This window comes from Actinomadura roseirufa (genome assembly GCF_900659635.1).
GTDB classification, from domain to species: Bacteria; Actinomycetota; Actinomycetes; order Streptosporangiales; family Streptosporangiaceae; genus Spirillospora; species Spirillospora roseirufa.
Map to the genome: position 1 here is coordinate 35,871 of NZ_CAACVB010000022.1, position 22,838 is coordinate 58,708.

A 22,838-nucleotide genomic window follows, 5' to 3' on the forward strand; every position below is an offset into this window, starting at 1 on the left:
CATGACGCACACCCCAGGCAAGGTCGTCACGCGTGACGACGTCGAGCCGGTCCGCTGGATGGGCGAGGAGGGACGGTTCCTGCTGCGCGGCGAGGACACCGGCGGCCTCTACAGCTTCTTCGAGGTGACCACGTCCCCCGGCGGCGGGCCGCCGCTGCACATCCACGAGGCCGAGGACGAGGCGTTCTACGTCATCGAGGGCCGCTACTCGATCGTCCTCGGCGACGAGGAACACGACGCGCCCGCGGGCCGGCTGGTGTACGGGCCGCGCGGCGTGCCGCACAAGTTCCGCAACGTCTCGGACGGCCCGAGCAAGCTGCTGGTGGTCGCCACGCCGGGCGGTGTGGAGGGCTTCTTCGAGGGGCTGAGCGACCTCATGGCCAAGGGCGTGCCGCCCTCGCCGCCCGACATGATCGAGCTGGCGGCGCGCTACCACGTCGAGGGACTGGAGCAGGTGGGCCCGCCGCCGGGCGTGCGGCCGGGCACGCGGCCGTGACCGGCCCGGGGGCGGGCACCGAGGCGAACAAGGCGCTGGCCCGGCGGTGGCTGCAGGAGGGCTGGGGCGGCGGCGACCTCGACCTGGCCGGGGAGGTGTTCGCGCCCGGGTTCACGCTGCGCGGGCGGCGCGTCGGCCCCGACGGGCCGCGGCGCAGCGTGAGCGGCGTCCGCGCGGCGTTCGCGGGTCTCGCCATCACCGTGGACCTCCAGGTCGCCGAGGGCGACCTGGTCGTCACGCACTTCACCGCCACCGGCCGGCACGTGGGCGAGTACCGGGGCATCGCGCCCACGGGCCGCACCGTGACCGCCTCCGGCATCCAGATCTGGACGGTCCACAACGGCCGCGCCATAGCCGACGTCAACGTCTTCGACGAATGGGGAATGGTCGAACAACTGCGCGCCTGACCGCCCCGAACGAAAAGGATCCGGTTCCGCCACAGTGGCGGAACCGGATCCTTTTCGTAGGCTCTTAAGCCCGCTTATGGCCAAGGACGACCGTATGACCGTCGTAGTCCTGGAGGAGGACCGCTTCGACGTCGGTGAAGCCCGCTTCGCGCATCCAGCCGATGCACTCGGACGCCTTGTAGCCCGAGCCGCCGACGCTGAGCGTCATGGCCAGGCTCAGCATCAACGGGTTCAGCCGGTTCCGGTCCTCGTCGATCATCAGGTCGTGGACCATGAAGACGCCGCCGGGCCGCACCGCGTCGTAGGCCTTGCCGATGACGGTCTTGCGCTGCTCGGCCGTCCAGTTGTGCAGCGCGTGCCCGCACAGCAGCGCGTCGCCCTCCGGCAGCGGGTCCTGGAACCAGTCGCCGCCCTGGTAGGCCGCCCGGTCGTGGACGCCGAGGCGCTCCATGTGCTCGTGGAACAGCGGCTCGATCGGCGGCATGTCGAAGACGGTCGCGGTGAGGTGCGGGTGGGCCTGCAGCAGGATCCCGGCGGTGTTGCCGCGGGCGCCGCCGAGGTCGACCAGCCGCGTCCAGCGGCTCCAGTCGATCCGCCGCGAGATCTCCCAGGCGATCTCGCTGCTCAGCGAGTCCTGCGCCTCCATGAACATGCGCTGCAGGTCGGCGCTGGCGTAGGTGTGCTCGAAGAACTCCGTGCCCTCCTTGCCCGGCGCGGCCTCCGGCTGCGGGCGCTCGGGGGGCTGGGGGGCCTGCGGCCGTCCGGTGCGCAGGACCTCGTCCAGCCCGTCCCAGGTGGGGCGCATGAAGTTGTCGACGAACGTGAGGTAGTGGCCCATGTAGTAGCGCTTGCCCGGCACCAGGTAGAAGTCGGCCTCGGCGCTGTTGGAGTAGCGGCCGCCGTCCCGTTCGAGCAGTTCCAGCGCGACGAGGGCGTCGAGGAAGTCGTGGAGCGCGGTCGGCTGGAGCGTCAGCGCCTCGGCGAGCTGCTCCAGCGACGCCGGGCCGGTCGAGAGCTTCTCGAACACGCCCAGCTGGCTCGCGGTCATGATCAGCTTGGTCTGCCAGAAGGCTGTGCTTAACGCGTAGACCTTCGCGGGCGGGAAGGGCGGTGCCTGGGTGGGGGTCGTCATCGTGGGTCTCCTCGTCTGCTCGGACCCGGCCGGGCCCGTCCGGGACGGGTCGCGGCCGGCTACTCGTGCCAGGCGGACCACCACTGCAGTTCGGTGTTGAGAGAGCGGTAGCCGCCGGCGAAGAACACCAGGGGCTCGGCGTGGTCGTCGGGGGCCGTCTCCAGTGCCGCGACGCGGCCGATGACGACGTCGTGGTCGCCCGCCGGGACCGCGCGCGGCTCGACGCACTCGAACACGGCGAGCGCGCTCGGCAGCATCGGCACGCCGGTGCGGCCGTGCCGCGGCTCCAGCGTGTCGAAGCGGTCGAGGCCGCGGCCGGCGAACCGCCAGCACAGCGCGAGCTGCCCCTCCCGCAGGATGTTCACGGCGAACGCGCCGGCCTTGGTGAACACCGGGTGCAGGGAGGACGACCGGGCGACGCAGAACAGCACCAGGGGCGGGTCCAGCGACACCGATGTGAAGGAGTTGACCGTCATCCCGACGGGGATCCCGCCGGGACCCGCCGCCGTCACGACGGCCACGCCGGTGGCGAATCTGCCGAACGCCGCGCGGAGCCGGCGTGGTTCCAGGCCGTCCACCGTCCGCGGGTCAGGGGTTCGCATGGTCCTCCCGTTCCCGGTTCGTCGATATCCGGGTGCGTCCGCGTCAGTGTCCGGCGCCCGGCTCGAGGACGGCTTGGGCCGCGCCGCGCCGCCGCGGGCGCCTTCGAGCGGCCGAGTCCAGCGCTTCTGCATCGCCGGTCAAGCGGGCGGCCGCACCGTGGGTCCGGTGATCCCGCCACGGGTCTGTCTGGTTAAGGAGCCGTTTCGTGTCCACAGCGCGAGCTCAGAAGGTCACTGCCGCGGATGTCACCCCTAACCGCCGCCGCGGTGGGGACATCCGCGTACTGCTGAGCCCCAAGACCGTCAAGTCCACCTCCGGCTTCATGGGAGAGCTGACGCTCGAGCCCGGTGAGTTCGTCTCCGAGCACCGGCACCCGTACTCGGAGGAGTTCCTCTACGTCGTGCGGGGCTCGCTGCTCATGAGGGTCGAGGAGGAGACCGTCCGGCTCGGGCCGGGCGACTCGCTCATGGTGCCCATCAACGACCGGCACCGGCTGGAGAACGACGGCGCCGAGCGGGCGTTCGTCATCTTCCACCTGAGCCCGCTGGCGCCGCGGCCCGACCTCGGCCACGTCGACACCGAGCCGCTGCCGCACCCCGACGAGATCGCACCGAAGGTCGGCTGACCATGAGCGAGGAACGCAGGGTCGTCATCACCGGGATCGGTGTCGTGGCCCCCGGCGGCATCGGCACCAAGAACTTCTGGGGCATGCTCACCGCCGGCCGGACGGCGACGCGCACCATCTCCCTGTTCGACCCGACCGGGTTCCGGTCGCGGGTGGCCGCCGAGTGCGACTTCGACCCCGCGGCGCACGGGCTCACGCCCCAGGAGATCCGCCGGATGGACCGCGCCGCGCAGCTCGGCTCGGTGGCCGCCGACGAGGCGATCGCCGACAGCGGGCTGGAGCGCGGCGCGCTGCGGCCGGACCGGATCGGGGTCAGCCTCGGCAGCGCGGTCGGCTGCACGATGGGCCTGGAGCAGGAGTACATCGTCCTCAGCGACGGCGGCCGGATGTGGGAGGTCGACCACGAGTACGGCGTCCCCCAGCTGTACGGCTACATGGTGCCGAGCACGCTGGCCGTGGAGGTGGCCTGGCGGGCCGCCGCCGAGGGGCCGGTGTCGCTGATCTCCACCGGCTGCACCTCCGGGCTGGACGCCGTCGCGCACGGCGCGCAGCTCATCCGCGAGGGCAGCGCCGACATCATGATCGCCGGTGCCACCGACGCGCCGATCTCGCCGATCACCTCCGGCTGCTTCGACGCGATCAAGGCGACGACGCCGAACAACGCCGACGCCGAGCACGCCTCGCGGCCGTTCGACCGCGACCGGGACGGGTTCGTCCTCGGCGAGGGCTCGGCGGTGTTCGTGCTGGAGGAGCTGTCGGCGGCGCGGGCCCGCGGCGCGCACGTCTACGCCGAGGTCGCCGGGTTCGCCAGCCGGAGCAACGCCTTCCACATGACCGGCCTCAAGCCGGACGGCCGTGAGATGGCCGAGGCCATCAGGGTCGCGATGGAACGGGCCGGGCTGAACCCCGAGGACATCGACTACATCAACGCCCACGGGTCGGGCACCAAGCAGAACGACCGGCACGAGACGGCGGCGTTCAAGCGCAGCCTCGGGCGGCGCGCCTACGAGGTGCCGGTCAGCTCGATCAAGTCGATGATCGGGCATTCGCTGGGCGCGATCGGCTCCATCGAGGTGGCCGCGAGCGCGCTCGCGATCGAGCACAACGTGGTGCCGCCGACGGCGAACCTGCGCACCCCCGACCCCGAGTGCGACCTGGACTACGTGCCGATCACGGCGCGCGACCACCGCACCGACGTCGTGCTCAGCGTCGGCAGCGGCTTCGGCGGGTTCCAGACCGCCATGCTGCTGGCCCGGCCCGGGGAGGCCGCGTGAGCGGGCCCGTCGTCACCGGCCTCGGCGCCGTCACGCCGCTCGGTCTCGGCGCCGAGGAGCACTGGCGGGCGACGCTGGCGGGCCGGCGCGGGCTCGGGCCGATCACCCGGTTCGACTCCTCGTCCTACCCGGTGCGGCTGGCGGGCGAGGTCCGCGGCTTCACGGCGGCCGAGCACGTGCCGAGCCGCGTCATCCCGCAGACCGACCACTGGACCCACATGGGCCTCGCGGCGGCGCAGCTCGCGCTGTCGGACGCCGAGGTGGACCCGGCGGAGCTGAACGAGTACGAGATGGCGGTGGTCACCGCCGCCTCGTCGGGCGGCACCGAGTTCGGCCAGCGGGAGATGGTGAACCTGTGGGGCCGCGGGCCGGGCTTCGTCGGCGCCTACCAGTCGATCGCCTGGTTCTACGCGGCGACCACCGGGCAGATCTCCATCCGGCACGGCATGCGCGGCCCCTGCGGCGTCATCGCGACCGAGCAGGCGGGCGGGCTGGACGCGCTGGCGCACGCCCGGCGGCTGCTGCGCGACGGCACGCGGGTCGCGGTGAGCGGCGGCGCCGACGCCTCGCTCTGCCCGTACGGGCTGGTCGCCCAGCTCAGCTCGGGCCGGCTCAGCGTCAGCCCCGACCCCGAGCGGGCCTACGTCCCGTTCGACCCGGAGGCCGCCGGTTACGTGCCGGGGGAGGGCGGCGCGCTGCTGATCGTCGAGGACGCCGGGCACGCCGCGCGCCGCGGCGCCCCGCGGATCTACGGCGAGATCGCCGGGTACGGGGTCACCTTCGACCCGCCGCCCGGCTCGGACCGTCCGCCGGCGCTGCGCCGGGCGATCGAGAACGCGCTCGCCGACGCCGGTGTCGCGCCGGGTGACGTGGACGTCGTGTTCGCCGACGCGATGGGCGTGCCGGAGCTCGACCGGGTCGAGGTGGAGGCGCTCACGGCGGTGTTCGGGCCGCGCGGCGTGCCGGTGACCGCGCCGAAGACCATGACCGGTCGGCTGTACGCGGGCGGGGCGTCGCTGGACACCGTGACGGCGCTGCTGGCGGTCAGGGACTCGGTGATCCCTCCGACGGTGGCCGTGCGGACCGCGCCGGACGGGCTCGACCTCGTCCTGGACGCCCCGCGCGAGGCGCCGGTGCGGTGCGCGCTGGTCGTCGCCCGCGGCTACGGGGGGTTCAACTCGGCATTGGTGGTCCGCGCGATCGCCTGAGGAAGCGGAAAACCGGAGGAGAGCGATGTCCGAGGTCCTGATGCTGGTCGCCCTGATGGGCAACGCGGTCGCGGTGGGAGTGTTCTGCGCGACCGTCCTCGGCGGCGTCCCCCTGCTGCTCGCGCTGCCCGGTGAGCAGTACGTGCACGCCCACGGGTTCCTGGCGACCCGGTACGACCCGTTCATGCCGATCACCATCCTGGTGACCGCCCTGTCGGACCTGGCGCTGGTGGCGGCCGGCCCCGGCGCCGGGATCCGGGTGCTGGGCGGCGCCGCCGGGCTCGCCATGGTGTCGGTGATCACGGTGTCGATCACCAAGAACGTGCCGATCAACCACTGGGTGGCGGCGCAGGACCCGGCGTCGCTGCCGGCGGACTGGCCGGAGCGGCGCAGCAGGTGGCGCCGGTGGAACGCGATCCGCTCGGCGCTGGCGTGCTCGGCGCTGGCGGTCAACCTGGCCGCCGCGATGGTCCTGGTCGTCTGACCCGGGCGGGCCGGCTCCCCTTGATTCGGCCCGCCCGATATTACATAAATTAACGTCCAGCATCACCATCATCGATGGCGGTGCTGGACGTTTTCGCTGTCCGGCCGGTCTCGACACGTCTTTGACGGATGGTCATCTGGTAATTGAATCACCGGGTTCGTATACTCGTGGAAGAGTATCCGTTGGCGGGGAGTTCAATGGCCAAGCGAAAAGTCTCCAATCCGCTCGCGTTGGCGGTGCTCGCCGCGCTCTTCGAGCGGTCGATGCACCCGTACGAACTGGCCGCGATGCTCAAGGCGCGCGGTAAGGAACAAAGCGTCCGGATGAACTATGGATCGCTCTACACGGTCGTGGACGCCCTTTCTCGCGCCGGGTTCATCGAGCCCGTCGACACCTTCCGCGAAGGCCGCCGCCCCGAGCGCACCGTGTACGCGCTGACCGTGTCCGGGCGCGCGGAGCTCAAGGAGTGGCTCAGCGAGATCCTGCGCACGCCGGCCAAGGAGTACCCGGAGTTCGAGTCGGGTCTGTCCCTGATGCCGGTGCTGCTCCCCGAGGAGGTCGTCGGGCTGCTGGAGGAGCGGGTGAAGGCGCTGGACGTCCGGATCGCCGAGGTGCGGGCGTTCATGGAGCAGATGCGCGAGACCGGCCTGCGGCGGCTGTTCATCATCGAGACCGAGTACCACGAGGCGCTGCTGCGCGCCGAGCACTGCTGGGTGCGCGGGCTCATCGCGGAGTTCGAGGGGGGTTCCTACGAGGACCTCGAAGCATGGCGGCGATGGCACGCCAGTGTGATCGCCGAGCGCGGGTTCGCCGAAGAAGAGGAGAGCATGCTCTGAATAGGCGGGGCCCGGCGGGTGGTGGTGCACCCGCCGGGGCCCCGATCCCTTGATCGATGCCGGACGGCGGCGATCGGAGAACGGTGGTGCTCCCTTTTTCCAGCGTATGCCCGATCGCCTCTCATGAGCACGATCCAAGGACACATGACATCCGTGGGAGTGCGCTGATGACCACTGAGAGCCTCGCCATCGAGGTCGAGGACGTGACCAAGACCTATTCCAATGGCGTCCGCGCCGTGGAGGGGGTCTCCTTCACGGTGCGGAGCGGTACCGTCTTCGGCCTCCTCGGGCCGAACGGCGCGGGCAAGTCCACCATCATCAAGATCCTCACGACGCTCACCCGGCCCGGCTCCGGGACCGTCCGGGTGGCCGGCGTCGACGTCGTCAAGGAGCCGGTGCTGGCCCGGCGCGTGATCGGCTGCGTCGCCCAGCAGGGCGGCGGCGACCCGTCCGCGACGAGCCGGGAGAGCCTGACCCTCCAGGGCCGCCTGTACGGGCTGGGCGGGCGGCGGCTGCGCACCCAGGTCGACCTCCTGCTGGAGCGGTTCGGGCTGGGGGAGTGCGCCGACCGGCCGATCCGGACCTTCTCCGGCGGGATGCGCCGCCGGCTGGACGTCGCCCTCGGCCTGGTGCACGAGCCGCACGTGCTGTTCCTGGACGAGCCGACGACCGGGCTGGACCCCGAGACGCGGACCGAGCTGTGGGCCGAGATCTTCGGGATGGCGGCCGTCGGCATCACCGTCGTGCTGTCCACCCACTATCTGGAGGAGGTGGAGGAACTCGCCGACACCCTGGCCATCCTGGACCGGGGAAGGATCGTCGCGATGGGCACGCCCAGCCAGCTCAAGAGCGAGGCCGGCGGGGACGCGCTGCGCGTGGAGCTGGTCGAGCCGCCCGGCGAGTCGAAGGTCCGCAAGGCCCTGGCGTGCGTGGAGGGCGTGGGCGACATCATGGTCGCCGGCTGCGGCCTCAGCGCGCGGGTGCAGCGCGGCGCGGTCAGCGCGCCGTACCTGGTCGCCGCGCTGGAGTCGGCGGGGGTCCACGTGGTGTCGCTGACGCTGTCGGCCCCGACGATCGGGGACGTCTACCGGCAGCACGCCGGACGGACGCTGCGCAGCGTGCAGGAGGCTCCGAGCCGATGAGGGAAGGCGCCGCCCAGCTGTACCACATGACGGTCCGTGACCTGCGCAGCACCCTCCGCCAGCCGACCTACGTCGTGGCCGCCCTGGTCCAGCCGATGCTCTGGCTCCTGCTGTTCGGCCAGTTGTTCACCCCCCTGATGGAGACCACCCCGGGAACCGCCGCCACCGGCTCCTACACCGTCTTCCTGACCCCCGGCGTCGTCGCCCTGACCGCGGTGTTCGCCAGTGGCTGGAGCGGGGTGGTCCTCGTGACCGAGATGGAGCAGGGCCTGCTCAACCGGTTCCTGGTCACCCCCGTCCGGCGTTGGGCGCTGATCGCGGGACGGCTCGCGCAGCAGGCCATCGTCGTCCTCGCGCAGGCGGTGTTCGTGCTGCTGATCGGGGTGTCGTGCGGAGCGCGCTTCCACGGCGGGATCCTCATCCTGCTGGCGTTCCTCGCCGCCATGACGCTGTGCACGATCGCGTTCGCGTCACTGTCGAACGCGCTCGGCCTGATCACCCGCAGCCACCAGACGGTGGTCGCCATCGCCCAGTTCATGGTGCTGCCGCTGGCGTTCCTGTCGGAGATCTTCGTCCCGCGCGAGGAGATGCCGGCCTGGATGAGCGCCGTCGCCACGGTCAACCCGGTGAACTGGCTCGTCGAGATCGGCCGGCAGTCGATCAGCGAGGACGTCGAGTGGGACGACGTCCTCGGCCGCGGCTGCGGGCTGCTGGCCATCGCCCTCGCCTCCTTCTGGCTGTCCACGCTGGCGCTGCGCGTCTACCAGCGGCAGGTGTGACCGTCCCCCGCCCCTGACCCGCCAGGCCCCGGGACCGCCCGCCGAGCGGTTCCCGGGGCCCTTCCGCGTGCGGCGCGGGGCGTGCGGGTCAGGCCGGCGCGAGCGCCTCCTCCTCGTCGGCCGTCTTCTGACGCTGGTCCGCCTCCAGGCGCTGCGGCAGCGCCCACAGGTAGAGCGGCAGCGCCGCCGCCGTGGTGATGACGGCGACCAGCACCAGCATCGAGAACACGCGCTGGTCGATCATGCCCTGGGCCAGCCCGATGTTGATGAAGATGAGGATCATCAGCCCGCGGGCGTTCATTAACGCGCCCACCGCGTTGGACTCCCGCCAGCCGAAGCCGATCGAGCGCATGGCGAGCGAGCATCCGGCGAACTTGCCGATGAACCCGGCGGTGAGGATCGCCGCGAACGCCAGCAGCGTCATGCCGCCGCCGAGGCCGTCCAGCTTGGTGTTGAGCCCGGAGAAGGTGAAGAAGATCGGCAACAGGAGGGTGGACACCACGTCCATCATCCGGCCGTGCACCAGCCTGCGGAACTCGGGGTCCCGCGGCATGGACAGGCCCGCGATGAAGCCGCCGAAGACCGAGTAGATCCCGATCCAGTCGGTGAGCCAGCCCGCGACCACCGGCACCAGCACGATCACGTACATCGCGCCGGGCGTGACCTCCCCGGCCCGCAGCACGTGCCGGCCGAAGATCCGCAGGCCCCGGGACACGACGGTCAGCATCGCGACGACGAACAGGACCGCCAGCGCGATCGTGCGGACGGCGTCGCCGGGGCCGGCGTCGTTGTGGATCGCGGTCAGGACGGCCAGCAGGCACCAGGCCACCGCGTCGTCGATCCCGCCCGCCAGGAGCGTCAGCCTGCCGATCGGCGAGTTCTCCAGCCCGCGCTCGTAGAGGATGCGCGCCAGCATCGGGAACGCGGTGATCGACAGGGCGCCGCCCAGGTAGGTGGCGAAGAACCACCGGTCGACGCCGTCGCCCGACAGGGTGCCGTAGAACAGGTAGCCGGTGGCGCCGCCGAGCAGCAGCGCGGGCAGGATGCCCGAGATCGACAGCAGTGCCGGCCGGCTCGGCGGCTGCTTGGGCCCCGAGCCGCCGTGGTCCATGCCGGCGCCGACGAGGAACATGTACAGCGTGAGGCCGAGGGTGCTCAGGACGTAGAGGATCGGCTTCACCTCGGGCGGGAAGACCTTCGCCTGCGCGTCCGGGAACAGCCATCCGAACAGGGTCGGGCCGAGCAGGACGCCCGCGACCATCTCGCCGAGCACGCGCGGCTGCCAGAGCCGGAGGGCCAGGCGCCCGCACAGGCCCGAGACGATCAGGATGACGACGATCGCCGGCAGGACTTTCAGGGTCAGCGCCAGGTTCTTGTCCGTTGTTGCCGTGGCCAGGATGTGATCGTGCATCGGGCCTCCGTGGGGTGAGCCGGGGACGCGGTACGTCCGCGCTCCGTCCGGTCGTGGGCCCGAGGTTCGAAGCGGCTGGTCGAGGTCCGCTCGTGGCCGGTTCGCGGTCCGGGACGGGCCGCCGTTACGGGCGCCCCCAACCGATGTTCCAGCGGCGGTCGAGGCGTCCTGGCGAGGATGCGGGCACCGTGCGCGCCGCGCGCGGTGACGGAAAGGGGCGTCCGGATGAACGACCAGAACGCGGCCGCGCGGCCGCGCACCGCCCTGATCACCGGGGCCAACCGGGGCATCGGCCGGGCGGTCGCCGCCGAACTGTACCGGCGCGGGCTGCGGGTGCTGGTGACGGCGCGGGACTCCCACCTCGCGCGGGAGACGGCCGCGGCGATCGGCCCCGGCGCCGAGGGGTACGCGCTAGACGTCACCGACCCGTCCGGGCCGAAGCAGGTCGCGGCGGAGGCCGGCCCGGTCGACGTGCTGGTGTGCAACGCCGGGGTGCTGCTGGACGCGGGCACCGACCCGCTGACCGTCCCGATGGACCTGGTGGACCAGACGCTCCAGGTGAACCTGCTCGGGACGTGGCGGGTCGCGCAGGCGTTCGTGCCGGGCATGACCGAGCGCGGCTGGGGCCGGGTCGTGATCGTCTCCAGCGGCACCACCGCGGAGTTCGGCGGCCGGCTGTTCCCCAAGACCCCGGGCTACTCCATCTCCAAGAGCGCGCTCAACGGCCTCACCTCGATGCTGGCCGCGCAGACCGCCGGGACGGGGGTGCTGGTGAACGCGGTGAACCCGGGACGGATCCGGACCCGGATGATGCCGACGCAGCAGCGCACGCCGGACGAGGTGGCCCCGTTCGTCGCCGACGCCGCGACGCTCCCCGACGACGCACCGACCGGAGGATTCCTCACCGAGCAGCGCGGCCGGGGCTGACCCCGGCGGCGCGGGAACAGGAGACCGCATGGAACTGGAACTGTCCGGCAAGAAGGCCGTGGTCACCGGCGCGGGCGCGGGGATCGGGCTGGCCGTGGCCGAGGCGCTCACCGCGGCGGGGGCGCAGGTGTTCGGCGGTGCCCGCACCGTCGGCCCGGAGCTGCGCGCCGCCGCCAAGCACACGCTGGAGATCGACCTCGCCACGCCGGACGGGCCGGCCCGGCTGGTCGCCGCCGCGCTCGCGGAGTTCGGCGAGATCGACCTCCTGGTCAACAACGTCGGCGGCGGCGTCAGCTGGGCGGCGAGCTTCCTCGACATCGACGACGACGTGTGGCGGCGCTCCTTCGAGCTCAACCTGTTCACGACGGTGCGGGCGTGCCGGGCGGCGCTGCCGAGCCTCGTCGCGCGCCGGGGCGCCATCGTCAACATCGGGTCGGCGAACGGGCGGCTGGCCGACCCGCAGCTCGCGCACTACTCGGCGGCCAAGGCGGCGCTGACCAACCTCGGCAAGGCGCTGTCGGCGGAGTTCGCGCCGAAGGGCGTGCGGATCAACACGATCTCGCCGGGGCCGGTGCGCACCCGGATCTGGACGAGGCCGGCGCTGGCGAAGCAGGCCGGGATGACGCCGGAGGAGTTCGTCGACTCGGTGCCCGCCAAGGTCGGGCTGGCCACCGGCGCGATGGTGGAGCCCACGGAGATCGCGGCGCTGGTGGTGCTGCTGGCGTCCGGCCGGATCCCGAGCGTGACCGGCGCGGACCTGTCCATCGACGCCGGGCTCCTCAAGGTCGTCTGACGGGGCGCGGAGACGGAGAACGCCCCCGGCCCGAAAGGGCCGGGGGCGTTCTCGGCGTTCCGAGGTGCCGTGCGTCAGGGACGCCGGGTCACAGCCCGACGGTGCGGGCGATCAGGTCCGCCTGGGAGGGCTCCTGGACGCAGGGGAAGAGGATCAGCTCGTCGCAGCCCACCTCGCGGTAGCCGTCGACGAACTCGCGGAGCCGGCCCTCGTCGGTGATGACGGCCTTCACCGCCATCTCGGCCTTCCAGCCGATGAAGGCGTAGTAGTCGGCCAGGTATCCCGCGGCGCGCTCGGCGGCCCCCGGCCCGAGCGCCACGTAGGCGATGGCGACCAGCCGCGGCTCGCCGGAGCGGCCCGCCGCGGTCCACGCCTTGCGGGCGCGGGCGGCCAGGTCGCCGTACGCGGCGGCCGAGCTGCCGCCGGCGATCCAGCCGTCGCCATGGGCGGCGGCCCGCTCCATCGCCGCGTCGGTGTGCCCGCCGACCAGCAGCGGCGGGCGGCCGCCGATGGGACGCGGGCCGGGCACCGGCCCCTCCGCCGTCCCGTCGAAGAACCCGCGCAACTCGCCGAGCAGGGCGTCGAGCCGGCGGCCCCGTCCCGCGTAGGGGACGCCGTTGGCCTCGAAGTCGTCGGCCCGCCCGCCGGCGGCGACCCCGATCGTCAGCCGCCCGCCCGACAGCCGGTCGAGGCTGCCGAGCTGCTTGACCAGCAGCGCCCGGTCGCCCCGGTAGGCGGCGATGAGGATGGTGGTGGCCAGCCGGATCCGGCTCGTCGCGCCGGCGGCGGCGGCGAGCGCGGTCAGCGGCTCGTAGCCGTCGTACACCAGCCGGTCCAGGGTGCCCAGCGAGGAGAACCCGAGGTCCTCGGCGCGCCGCGCCCAGGCGAGCAGCTCGCCGCCCGGCGTGCCGGGGATCCAGGTCGGGAGCCCGATGCCGAAATCCATCAGATGCCGCCGTCGACGTTGATGGTGGCGCCGGTGATGTACTTGGCGGCGTCGCTGGCGAGGAACAGCACCGCGGCGGCCACGTCCTCGTTCGCGCCGAGGGCGCCGAGCGCGGTCATGCCGCGGATGATGTCGGCGACCGGCGGCGGCGGGCCGCCGCCCGGCTCGGTCACGATCACGCCGGGCGCGACGATGTTGACCCGGATGCCGCGCTTGCCGACCTCCTTGGCCAGCGAGCGGGTCAGCCCGGTCAGCGCCGTCTTGGACGCCCCGTAGTGCGCGCTCTCCGGTCGGCCCCGGTATCCGGCGACCGCGCCGATGCTGATGATGGAGCCTCGGTCCGACAGCAGCGGCAGCGCGGCCTGGATCACCGAGAAGCTGCTGGTCAGGTTGACTTCGAGGACACGGGTGAACTCCTGCGCGGTCAGCTCGGGCAGCGGCGAGCGGGCGTCGACGCCCACGTTGTTCACCACCACGTCGAGACCGCCGAGCGCCTCGCGGCACGCCGCGGCGAGCGCCGCGACCTGCTCGCCGTCGGTCACGTCGGCCTGGACCACGCGGTGGTCCTCGCCGAGCGCCTTCAGCTCGCGGGCCAGGCTCGCCGCGTCCTCGCCCGGCGTCCGGTGGCAGGCCACGACGCGGGCCCCGGACCGGGCGAACGAGAGCACGGTCTCCCGGCCGATCCCGCGGGTGCCGCCGGTGACCAGGACGCGTTTGCCGGCCAGTCCAAGATCCACGGTTTCCTCCCTCGACGACGTCGCCGCCGACGATTCCGCCGCCCGCTCGCGGCGGGCTGGAGCCTCGCTCGGCGCGCTCGATCCGGTCGCGAGCCGTCCCCGCCGCCCCGCTGCGAGCCTGGTCGCCTGCGGCCCCGCGGCGCGCAGGACGCGGCGGCGCAGGACACAGAGCTGGGAGGCTCCGCCATGACGAAATCCCGCAAGGTCGCGTTGGTGAGCGGCGGCTCGCGCGGCATCGGCCGCGCGGTCGTGCTGAAGCTGGCCGAGGACGGGTTCGACGTCGGGTTCTGCTACCACAGCGACGAGCCGGCCGCGGCGCGGGTGGCCGAGGAGGCGCGGGCGTTCGGCGGCCGGGCCCTGCCGGTGCGCGCGGACGTGTCCAAGGGCGAGGAGATGCGCGCCTGGGTCGGCCGCGCCGAGGAGGTGCTCGGGCCCATCGAGGTGGTGGTGACCTCGGCCGGGATCACCCGGGACGGGCCGCTGGTGCTCACCGACGAGGCCGACTGGAACGACGTGCTGCACACCAACCTCGGCGGCGTCTTCCACCTGTGCCGGGCCGCGGTGTTCGGCATGATGAAGCGCCGCTCGGGCTGCGTCGTCACCCTGTCGTCGGTGTCGGGCATCTACGGCAACGCCGCGCAGACGGGGTACTCGGCGTCCAAGGCGGGGATCATCGGCTTCACCCGCGCGCTGGCCAAGGAGGTCGGCGGACGCGGCGTGCGCGCCAACGTGGTCGCGCCGGGCCTCATCGACACCGACATGGCGGCCGAGCTCGACGCGGACGCGCGGCGGCGGCTCCAGGACTCGACGGCGCTGGGCCGGCTCGGCCGGCCCGGCGAGGTGGCCGAGCTGGTGGCGTTCCTGGCCTCCGACCGGGCCGGATACATCACCGGAAGCGTGCTGGAGATCCACGGCGGCATCGCGCTGTGAACGGCCCGGCGGCGCGGCTCGACCCGGTTTCGACCAGGACCGGAGGCGCGGCCCGGAGAGTGACGGCGTCACTTGAGAGGAGGCCGGGGTGCACCGGACACTGATCGTCGCTCGCATGAAGCCGGCCGAGGCGGACAACGTGGCGCAGATCTTCGCCGATTCTGACGCCAGCGACCTGCCCCGGATGATCGGCGTGTCACGCCGCACGCTGTTCCGTTTCCACGACCTGTACTTCCATCTGGTGGAGGCGGACGAGGACATCACGCCGAACCTGTACAAAGCGCGCAGCCACCCGCTCTACGGCGAGATCAACGAACGGCTGTCGCACCACATCCGGCCGTACGACCCGAACTGGAAGGAACCCAAGGACGCGATGGCCGACCCCTTCTATGTCTGGGACGCCAAGGGTGAGTGACGTGAGCGAATTCGACGACGAAGTCCCGGTGCTGATCGTCGGCGCCGGGCCGGTGGGACTGTCCGCCGCCTCCTTCCTCGGCCGCTACGGCGTGCGGGTGCTGCTCGTGGAGAAGCGGGCCGACACCTCCGTGCTGCCGCGCGCCCCGGGCCTGCAGGCCCGCACCATGGAGATCTTCCGGGCCGCGGGGATGGGCAAGGAGGTGCGCGCGCTGGAGATCGGCGACTCGCACCCGTTCTTCGAGGGCGGCATCCTGCGGGTCAACACCTACGCCGAGATCGCCGACGCCGAGGTCGTGGAGGCCCCGTCGCTGGACGGCCCGGACATCAGCCCCGAGCGGGTGATGGGCTGCGGCCAGGACCGCTACGAGGTCGTCCTCGCCGACAAGGCCCGCGAGTTCGGCGCCGAGCTGCGGTTCGGCACCAAGCTGCTGTCGGTCGAGCAGGACGCGGACGGCGTCACCGCCCGCATCGAGAACCGGGAGACCGGCGAGGTCCGCACGGTCCGCGCGGGCTACCTGATCGGCGCGGACGGCGCGAGCAGCACGGTCCGCAAGGCGCTCGGCGTCGAGCGGTCCGGCCGCGGCACGGTGTTCAACGCGCTCAGCATCTACTTCCGGGCGCCCGAGCTGGAGGCGGTGCTGGCCGACCGGCCCTTCATCCTCTGCTACGCCACGGCGGGCGGGGAGATGACCGGCCTGTCCCGGCTGCACGGCTGCGACCCCTGGCTGGCCGCGCCCGTGTACCACCCGGAGAAGGGGGAGTCCCCCGACGACTTCACCGACGAGCGCTGCGTCGAGATCGTCCGGACCGCGTCCGGGATCCCCGGCATGGACGTCGAGATCATGAACAAGGTGCCGTGGGAGGGCGCGCAGCTCGTCGCCGAGCGGTTCCGCGTCGACCGGGTGTTCCTGGCCGGCGACGCCGCGCACGTGCACCCGCCGGCCGGCGGGTTCGGCGCCAACACCGGCATCCACGACGCGCACAACCTGGCGTGGAAGCTCGCGGCCCGGCTCGCGGGCTGGGGCGGCGAGGACCTGCTGGACACCTACCACGACGAGCGGCACGCGGTCGGCAGCGCGATGGCCGAGCAGGCGATGGTCCGCAACCGCATCCGGCACGGCTACGCCGACGACGAGGTCCGCCGCCAGATGGTGGACGACATCGTCATCACGCTCGGGTACCGCTACACCTCCCAGGCGGTGGCGCGGCCGGAGCCGGCGCCGGTGCTCACCGCGCCGCTGACGCTGGACGGCTCGCCGGGCACCCGGGCGCCGCACCTGTGGCTGGAGCGCGACGGGAACCGGATCTCCACGGTCGACCTGTTCTGGGACTCGTTCGTGCTGCTCACCGGCCCGGACGGCGGCGCGTGGCACGAGGCGGCGTCCCGGCTGGCCGGGCGCACCAAGGTGCCGCTGAAGGCGGTGCGCATCGGCGCGGGCGGCGACTACACCGCGGTGGAGGCCGACTGGGCCGCCGCCTACGGGGTGTCGCCGCGCGGGGCGGTGCTCGTCCGGCCGGACGCGTTCGTCGCCTGGCGGAGCACCGACGCCCTGCCCGAACCGGAACTGGTCCTCGCCGACGTGCTCGGCCGGACGGCCGGCGCCGGCGTGGCGGCCGCGGCGCGCTGAGGGAGCCGATGATGCGTGCGGAGCTGTCGGCGATCGCCGGCCCGGTGGTGTCCCGGATCACCGAGCACCCCTTCTGGGCCGGCCTGCGCCGCGGGACGCTGCCTCCGGCGGCGCTGTGGTACTTCGCGGAGCAGGACGCGCACCACGTCGTGCCCGCCTACGCGCGGGCGCTGGCGGGGTGCGCGGCGATCGCCGGCGGCGACCGGCACGGAGATCGGCACGGCGCGCTGCTCGCCTCGGCGGCCAGCGCGACCTTCGGCTCGCTGCCCCGGCTGGACGGCGAGCTGGGCAAGCTCGCGGCGGCGCTCGGACGCGATCCGGGCGCCGCCGCCCCGCCCGGCCCCGGCATCCACGCCTACACGTCCTTCATGCTCGCGGCGCCCGCGAGCCCGTTCCCGGCGGCGATCGGCGGGCTGCTGCCGATGACCTGGTTCCACCTCCTGGTCTCGGCCGACCTCCGGGAGCGCCACGACCCGTCCTCGCGGTACGCGGACTGGATCGCGCAGTACCTGCCCGAAGGCGACTACCTGCAGGAATACGTCGACGGCTACCTCGACATGATCGACGAGGTGGCGGCCGGCGGCAGCGACCGCGATCGGGCGCTGCTGGCCGGCCGGTTCCGGGCCGGTGCCCGGCTGGAGTGGGAATTCGCCGACTCCGCCTGGCGCCGCCGGGAATGGCCGGTTTAGGACGGTCACCCATATCTCCGGTTTCGAGCGAACCTCGAGCCGGCGGCCCCACACTCGTGCGGTCAACGATCCCAAGTCCGGCGCGGTCCCGCGGCCCCCCTCGCAAGGAGACCGGCGCCGGATTTCTCACATGCGCGGAGAAAAGACGATGGGCAACGTTCCACCACCCCCCAGAAACAGGTCAGGCGGCCCGTTCCGCCTTCTGTCCGGCCGTGCCGCCACCGTCCTTGCCGGGACGATCCTGGGTATTTCCGGCATTACCGGAATTGCAAACGCTCAGGCGGGGGCCGTGACCACGCGGACCGGCACGCGGTACCACCTCGACTGCCGGTCGGGCGACGACGCCAAGGCCGGGACGTCCCCCACGACCGCGTGGCGGACGCTGGCCAAGGCGAGCAGCGTCACGTTCCGGCCCGGCGACTCGCTCGTCCTGCGCCGCGGCACCGCCTGCTCCGGCGTCCTGAAGCCGCAGGGCTCCGGCACGGCGTCCGCGCCGATCCGGATCGGCGCCTACGGAAGGGGCGCGCTCCCGGCCGTCGACGGCGGCGGCGCCCGCGCGACGGTGCTGCTGGAGAACGTGCAGGGTTACGAGATCCGTGACCTCGACGTCTCCAACCGCGCTCAGGCCGACGGCACGGCCCGCGCCGGCATCTACGTGCTGCTCACCGACTACGGCACCGGCAGCCACTACGTCGTCGACCGGGTGAAGGTGCACGACGTCCCGGGCTGCGACTGCCTCCAGGCCGAGAAGGAGAACGCGGGCGGCGTCATCTTCAAGGCCGCCGGGTCGGCCAAGCCGACCACCTTCAGCGGGATCCGCGTGACCCGCAACCAGATCAGCGCCATCGACAACCTCGGGGTCGGCGTGCTGTCGACCTGGTCGCGCCGCGACGACCTCTACCCGGCCGGGACGAACTCCTACGTGCCGATCACGAACGTGCGCGTCGCCGGGAACCGGGTCGGCGACACCGGCGGCGACGGGATCATGGTCTCCAACGCCACCGAACCGCGCATCGACCACAACCTGGTCAACGGGTTCGGGCGCCGCGCGTACATGGCGCACGCCGCCATCCTCGCGTTCAACTCCGACCGCGCCGTCGTCGAGTACAACGAGGTGACGGGCGGCGTCAGCAGCCCGCCGTCGTTCGCCTTCAGCGTCGACGCGGGCAACCGCGACCTCACCTACCAGTACAACTACAGCCACGACAACGCCGGCCCGTTCATGCTGTTCTGCGCGTTCGCGGGCACCTACGGCGACGGCGCGACGATCCGCTACAACGTCAGCCAGGACGACAAGGACCTGCTGATCGGGAACTTCGACATCCCCGTGGTGGCCAACGGCTGCGACGACCCGATCAAGAACGTGAAGTTCTACAACAACGTGATCCGCAGCACGGTCGCCGAGCGCCTCGTCCGGAGCCTGCCGCACACGCCGATCGCGTTCAGCAACAACATCTTCTCCGGCCGTCCGGGAGCCGGGTCCACGATCGTCGACTCGGTCAGCACCTTCGACCACAACCTCTACGAGAACGTCTCCACCCTGCCGTCCGGGGACCACGGCGCGGTCAACGCCGACCCGCGGTTCACCCGTCCGGGCACCGGCCCGCTGGGCTACCGGCTCCAGTGCGGCTCCCCTGCCATCGGGACGGGCGCCGCGATCCCGGGCTTCACCGGCCGGGACCTGTTCGGCAACCGCGTGCCGAACCCGCCGAACATCGGAGTCTTCCAGGGCGCCTGCGTCCGCTGACCCCCCCTCGGTCCGGCGCCGCGCGCGGCGCCGGACCGGGTAGCCGAAGAGGCCGGTGGCCGGCCGCCCGTGAGAGGCGGCCCGCCACCGGCCTTTCCACTCGGCCCGGCCGGGGCGACGGCCGGACCGGGGCTCAGCCGGTGCGCCGCAGCTCGGCGGCGCCCATCTCGTCCACCAGGCCCGTGGTGTGCTTGGCCGCGCGGAACACCGGGTTCTCCAGCACCTCGCGCAGGAAGCCGGTCGTGGTCCGCACGCCCCGGCCGGTCACGCGGAACTCCTCCAGCGCCCGGTCGGCCCGCTCGATCGCCTGGCGGCGGTCCGGCGCCCACACCGCCACCTTGGCCAGCAGCGGGTCGTAGTCGGCCGTCACCCGGAAGCCGGGGAAGCCGTGCGTGTCGACCCGGACGAACGGGCCGGCCGGCGGCCAGAACTCCTCGACCAGGCCGGGCGTCGGCATGAAGTCGCGGCGCGGGTCCTCGGCGTTGACCCGGCACTCGATCGACACGCCGCGCGGGCGGACGTCCTCCTGGGTGACCGACAGCCCGTCCCCGGCGGCGACCCGCAGCTGCTCGCGGACGAGGTCGATCCCGGTGACCATCTCGGTGACCGGGTGCTCGACCTGGATCCGGCAGTTCACCTCCATGAAGGTGAAGCCGCCGTCGTCGTCGACGAGGAACTCGTACGTCCCGGCCCCGGCGTAGTCCACCTGCTCGGCGGCGCGCACCGCGGCGGCGCAGATCCGGTCGGCCAGCTCCCGCGGCAGGCCCGGCGCGGGCGTCTCCTCGATGAGCTTCTGCCGGCGCCGCTGCACCGAGCAGTCGCGCTCGCCGAGGTGCACGGCGCCGCCGCGGCCGTCGCCGAGCACCTGCACCTCGACGTGCCGGGCGTGGTCCAGGAACCGCTCCAGGTAGAGCCGCGGGTCGCCGAACACGGCCTGCGCGCTCGCGCGGGCCTGCGCCCAGGCGCGGGGCAGGTCGCGCGCCGCGCGGACGACGGTCATGCCGCGCCCGCCGCCGCCCGCGGTGGCCTTGAGGATCACCGGGTAGCCGATCTCGGCGGCCAGCGACCTGGCCTGCTCCAGCGTGGTCAGCGACTCCGAGCTGCCGGGCAGCACCGGCAGCCCGGCCGCGCGGGCGATCTCGCGGGCGCGGGCCTTGTCGCCGAGCCGGCCGAGCAGCTCGGCGGACGGGCCGATGAACGTCAGCCCCTCGGCCTCGCAGATCTCGGCGAAGTCCGGGTCCTCGGACAGGAAGCCGTACCCGGGATGGACGGCGTCGGCGCCGGTCTGCAGCGCTGCCGTGACGATGGCGGCCGGGTTGAGATAGCTGTGCCGCGCCGCGGCGGGGCCGATGCGGACGCACTCGTCGGCGAACCGCGTCACCGCCGATCCGCGGTCGCTGTCGGAGCACACCGCGACGGTCCGGATGCCGAGCTCGCGGCAGGTGCGCGCGACGCGCAGCGCGATCTCGCCTCGGTTGGCGATCAGGATGGTGGAGAACACGACCTTCCTCTCGTCGTGCGCGCCCGCGGGCGCGCGGACGGCTGACTTTCCCGGCCGGGCGTCGCGTGGATCACGCGAGCCCGAACCGGCGGAACCGGCGGCGGCGCCGCGCCACCCGCTCGGCGGGGGCGAGGCCGCAGACCTCGGCGAGGGCCCGGGTCAGCGCGGCGCGCAGCAGCTCGGCCGCCGCGGAGGGGTCCTCGTGCGCGCCGCCGTCCGGCTCGGGGACGACGGCGTCGACGATGCCGTGCCGCAGCAGGTCGCGGGCGCCGATCCGCAGCGCAGCGGCGGCGTGCGGGGCGGCGGCCTGGTCCTGCCACAGGATGGCCGCGCAGCCCTCGGGACTGATCACCGAGTACATCGCGCCGGCGCAGGCCAGCACCCGGTCGGCGACGGCGAGCGCGAGCGCGCCGCCGCTGCCGCCCTCCCCGGTGATCGCCGTGACGACCGGCACCGGCAGCCCGGACATCAGCCGGATGCTCTCGGCGATCGCCCACGCCTGGCCGCGCTCCTCGGCGCCGATGCCGGGGTGCGCCCCGGGCGTGTCGACCAGCGTGACGACCGGCAGGTCCAGCTTGACCGCGAGCCGCATCAGCCGGGCGGCCTTGCGGTACCCCTCGGGCAGCGCCATGCCGAAGTTGCGGCGGACGCGCTCGGCGGTGTCGCGGCCCTTCTGGTGCCCGATCAGCACGACCTGGCGGCCGTCCAGCCGCCCGATCCCGCCGACGACGGCGGGGCAGTCGCCGGTGAGCCGGTCGCCGCGCAGCTCCTGGAAGCCGTCCAGCAGCTGGTTGGCGTACTCCAGGGTGTTCGGCCGCTCCTCGTGCCGAGCCGCGCGGATGATCTCCGCGGGGTCGCGCTCGGGCAGCGCGCCGGGGTCGCGCACGAGCGTCGCCCGCCCGGCCGCGGCGTCCGGCCCGGTGTCCGGTTCGGCGTGCGGGGCGTTCCGGCGGGCCGCGCGCACCGGGACCTGGGCCTCCAGCAGGTCGGCGAGCGTCGGGCGCAGCGCCGGGCGCGGGACCACCGCGTCGACGAGGCCGCGGGCCAGCAGGAACTCGGCGGTCTGGAACCCGTCGGGCAGCTCGGTCTGGATCGTCTGCTTGATGACGCGGGGCCCCGCGAACCCGACCCGCGCGCCCGGCTCGGCCAGGACGACGTCGCCGAGCGTGGCGTAGGACGCGGCGACGCCGCCGTAGGTGGGGTCGGTGACCAGCGTGACGGTGAGGATCCCGGCCTCGTCCAGCTCGGCGAGCGCCTGGGCGGTCTTCGCCATCTGCATGAGCGCGAACGCGCCCTCCTGCATCCGCGCCCCGCCGGACGCGGTGACGATGAGGAAGGGCCGGCGCAGCCGCAGCGCCGTCTCCGCGGCGGCGGTGATGGCCTCGCCCACGGCGACGCCGAGGCTGCCGCCCATGAACCGGAAGTCCATCACCGCCGCGACGAGCGGGCGGCCCATCACCTCGCCGGTCACGCAGGCGACCGCGTCGTCCATCCCGGTCCGCTCGCGCGCCTCCGTGAGGCGCTCGGCGTAGGAGCGCGTGTCGGCGAACCCGAGCGGGTCCGCCACGACCGCCGGGGACGCCAGCCGCTCGACCGAGCCCGGGTCCAGCAGCTGCCCGATGCGCTGCTCGGCGTCGAGCCGCCCGTGGGCGCCGCATCCGGGGCAGGTCCGCAGGTTGCGCTCGTAGCGGCCGCCGTAGGTCAGGTCTGAGCACTGGGGGCAGCGGATCCAGGCCGCTGTGAGAACGTCCACCCCGGCAGAGTGACCCCGGGGGCTCAACGACCGATGGAAGCCCGCTGAGGCCATGCCGTCACGCCCGGCGCATCACCAGGCAGCCGCAGTAGCCGTCGTCGCCGAGGGAGGTGACCAGCGCGACCGGGGCGGCGCCGGCCGGGACGGCGCCCGGGTGCCGCCAGGCCGCGAGCAGCCCCGCGATCTGCAGCGCCCCGCTCGCGCTGTAGGTCTCGCCGAGCACCGCCGGGGTGCGCAGCACGTGCGGCGGCGGCCCGCCGAGGACGTCGCGGACGGCGTCCTCCTCGGGTGCCCGCAGCCCGCGGAACCCGGTCGCGCCGAGCGCGACGGCGCCGACGTCCGCGGCGGTCACGCCGCTGCGCCGCAACGCCCG

Annotated in this window: 24 protein-coding genes; 16 read left to right on the forward strand and 8 right to left on the reverse strand. The window is 73.3% G+C overall.

Features of this window, described 5'->3' with window-relative positions; translation table 11 throughout:
- Window position 1: 1 nt before the first annotated feature.
- Window positions 2-496, forward strand: coding sequence for a cupin domain-containing protein (locus E1291_RS07505; protein WP_131737000.1), 495 nt, complete (start codon window positions 2-4; stop codon window positions 494-496).
- On the forward strand, window positions 493-903 hold the full coding sequence (locus E1291_RS07510) for an ester cyclase (RefSeq protein WP_131737001.1): 411 nt from the start codon (window positions 493-495) through the stop codon (window positions 901-903). Before E1291_RS07505 ends, E1291_RS07510 begins: the two co-directional genes overlap by 4 nt.
- A gap of 64 nt (window positions 904-967) precedes the next feature.
- On the opposite strand, the gene E1291_RS07515 is transcribed toward E1291_RS07510, so the two are convergent.
- Both E1291_RS07515 and E1291_RS07520 read right to left on the reverse strand, forming a co-directional pair.
- Window positions 968-2,035, reverse strand: a complete 1,068-nt coding sequence (locus E1291_RS07515; protein ID WP_131737002.1) for a methyltransferase — start codon at window positions 2,033-2,035, stop codon at window positions 968-970.
- A gap of 59 nt (window positions 2,036-2,094) precedes the next feature.
- A complete protein-coding gene (locus E1291_RS07520; protein ID WP_165494998.1) occupies window positions 2,095-2,637 on the reverse strand; it encodes a flavin reductase family protein in 543 nt (180 codons plus the stop codon).
- A gap of 206 nt (window positions 2,638-2,843) precedes the next feature.
- Here E1291_RS07520 and E1291_RS07525 point away from each other — a divergent pair, with 206 nt between their 5' ends.
- The 7 genes from E1291_RS07525 to E1291_RS07555 all read left to right on the forward strand — a co-directional run bounded on the left by E1291_RS07525 (window position 2,844) and on the right by E1291_RS07555 (window position 8,986).
- Window positions 2,844-3,263, forward strand: coding sequence for a cupin domain-containing protein (locus tag E1291_RS07525; protein WP_131737004.1), 420 nt, complete (start codon window positions 2,844-2,846; stop codon window positions 3,261-3,263).
- Between the two features lie 2 nt (window positions 3,264-3,265).
- Window positions 3,266-4,537: a beta-ketoacyl-[acyl-carrier-protein] synthase family protein gene (locus tag E1291_RS07530; protein WP_131737005.1), complete on the forward strand. Its 1,272-nt coding sequence runs from the start codon at window positions 3,266-3,268 to the stop codon at window positions 4,535-4,537.
- The gene (locus tag E1291_RS07535; protein WP_131737006.1) at window positions 4,534-5,745 is read left to right on the forward strand and encodes a ketosynthase chain-length factor; all 1,212 of its coding nucleotides are present in this window, start codon (window positions 4,534-4,536) and stop codon (window positions 5,743-5,745) included. The genes E1291_RS07530 and E1291_RS07535 overlap by 4 nt, the downstream gene beginning before the upstream one ends.
- 25 nt (window positions 5,746-5,770) lie before the next feature.
- The gene (locus E1291_RS07540; protein WP_131737007.1) at window positions 5,771-6,229 is read left to right on the forward strand and encodes an anthrone oxygenase family protein; all 459 of its coding nucleotides are present in this window, start codon (window positions 5,771-5,773) and stop codon (window positions 6,227-6,229) included.
- Window positions 6,230-6,426: 197 nt separating this feature from the next.
- Complete coding sequence (locus E1291_RS07545; RefSeq protein WP_131737008.1) at window positions 6,427-7,065, forward strand: PadR family transcriptional regulator; 639 nt, start codon at window positions 6,427-6,429, stop codon at window positions 7,063-7,065.
- Between the two features lie 167 nt (window positions 7,066-7,232).
- Window positions 7,233-8,207: an ABC transporter ATP-binding protein gene (locus tag E1291_RS07550; protein ID WP_131737009.1), complete on the forward strand. Its 975-nt coding sequence runs from the start codon at window positions 7,233-7,235 to the stop codon at window positions 8,205-8,207.
- Complete coding sequence (locus E1291_RS07555; protein ID WP_131737010.1) at window positions 8,204-8,986, forward strand: ABC transporter permease; 783 nt, start codon at window positions 8,204-8,206, stop codon at window positions 8,984-8,986. Before E1291_RS07550 ends, E1291_RS07555 begins: the two co-directional genes overlap by 4 nt.
- Before the next feature lie 88 nt (window positions 8,987-9,074).
- Here the strand turns inward: E1291_RS07555 and E1291_RS07560 are convergent, their stop codons facing one another.
- The gene (locus tag E1291_RS07560) at window positions 9,075-10,397 is read right to left on the reverse strand and encodes a cation:proton antiporter (RefSeq protein ID WP_131737011.1); all 1,323 of its coding nucleotides are present in this window, start codon (window positions 10,395-10,397) and stop codon (window positions 9,075-9,077) included.
- Between the two features lie 225 nt (window positions 10,398-10,622).
- On the opposite strand from E1291_RS07560, the gene E1291_RS07565 reads away from it, so the two are divergent.
- Complete coding sequence (locus E1291_RS07565) at window positions 10,623-11,324, forward strand: SDR family NAD(P)-dependent oxidoreductase (protein WP_131737012.1); 702 nt, start codon at window positions 10,623-10,625, stop codon at window positions 11,322-11,324.
- Between the two features lie 28 nt (window positions 11,325-11,352).
- Window positions 11,353-12,117, forward strand: coding sequence for an SDR family NAD(P)-dependent oxidoreductase (locus E1291_RS07570; RefSeq protein WP_131737013.1), 765 nt, complete (start codon window positions 11,353-11,355; stop codon window positions 12,115-12,117).
- A gap of 88 nt (window positions 12,118-12,205) precedes the next feature.
- On the opposite strand, the gene E1291_RS07575 is transcribed toward E1291_RS07570, so the two are convergent.
- Entirely contained in the window at window positions 12,206-13,063 is an 858-nt protein-coding gene (locus tag E1291_RS07575; RefSeq protein WP_131737014.1) for an LLM class flavin-dependent oxidoreductase, read from the reverse strand.
- Entirely contained in the window at window positions 13,063-13,800 is a 738-nt protein-coding gene (locus tag E1291_RS07580; RefSeq protein ID WP_131737015.1) for an SDR family NAD(P)-dependent oxidoreductase, read from the reverse strand. Before E1291_RS07580 ends, E1291_RS07575 begins: the two co-directional genes overlap by 1 nt.
- A 186-nt stretch (window positions 13,801-13,986) precedes the next feature.
- On the opposite strand from E1291_RS07580, the gene fabG reads away from it, so the two are divergent.
- The 5 genes from fabG (at window position 13,987) to E1291_RS07605 (ending at window position 19,211) form a co-directional block, all read left to right on the forward strand.
- A complete protein-coding gene (fabG, locus tag E1291_RS07585; RefSeq protein WP_131737016.1) occupies window positions 13,987-14,730 on the forward strand; it encodes a 3-oxoacyl-ACP reductase FabG in 744 nt (247 codons plus the stop codon).
- Between the two features lie 88 nt (window positions 14,731-14,818).
- Window positions 14,819-15,145, forward strand: a complete 327-nt coding sequence (locus E1291_RS07590) for a TcmI family type II polyketide cyclase (protein WP_131737017.1) — start codon at window positions 14,819-14,821, stop codon at window positions 15,143-15,145.
- A 1-nt stretch (window position 15,146) separates the two neighbouring features.
- Window positions 15,147-16,775, forward strand: a complete 1,629-nt coding sequence (locus E1291_RS07595; protein ID WP_242614004.1) for an FAD-dependent monooxygenase — start codon at window positions 15,147-15,149, stop codon at window positions 16,773-16,775.
- A gap of 11 nt (window positions 16,776-16,786) precedes the next feature.
- Window positions 16,787-17,464 carry a TenA family protein gene (locus E1291_RS07600; protein ID WP_207400607.1) on the forward strand — a complete coding sequence of 226 codons (678 nt, stop codon included), beginning with the start codon at window positions 16,787-16,789 and terminating at the stop codon, window positions 17,462-17,464.
- 289 nt (window positions 17,465-17,753) lie between these two features.
- Window positions 17,754-19,211 (forward strand): right-handed parallel beta-helix repeat-containing protein, encoded by a 1,458-nt coding sequence (locus tag E1291_RS07605; protein WP_131737020.1) that lies wholly within the window; start codon window positions 17,754-17,756, stop codon window positions 19,209-19,211.
- Window positions 19,212-19,344: 133 nt separating this feature from the next.
- On the opposite strand, the gene E1291_RS07610 is transcribed toward E1291_RS07605, so the two are convergent.
- The 3 genes from E1291_RS07610 to E1291_RS41820 form a co-directional block, all read right to left on the reverse strand.
- Window positions 19,345-20,712, reverse strand: coding sequence for an acetyl-CoA carboxylase biotin carboxylase subunit (locus E1291_RS07610; protein ID WP_131737021.1), 1,368 nt, complete (start codon window positions 20,710-20,712; stop codon window positions 19,345-19,347).
- A 70-nt stretch (window positions 20,713-20,782) separates the two neighbouring features.
- Entirely contained in the window at window positions 20,783-22,465 is a 1,683-nt protein-coding gene (locus tag E1291_RS07615; RefSeq protein WP_242614005.1) for an acetyl-CoA carboxylase carboxyltransferase subunit alpha, read from the reverse strand.
- A gap of 58 nt (window positions 22,466-22,523) precedes the next feature.
- The coding region (locus E1291_RS41820) for a hypothetical protein (RefSeq protein WP_207400608.1) at window positions 22,524-22,838 on the reverse strand (315 nt) is incomplete at its 5' end.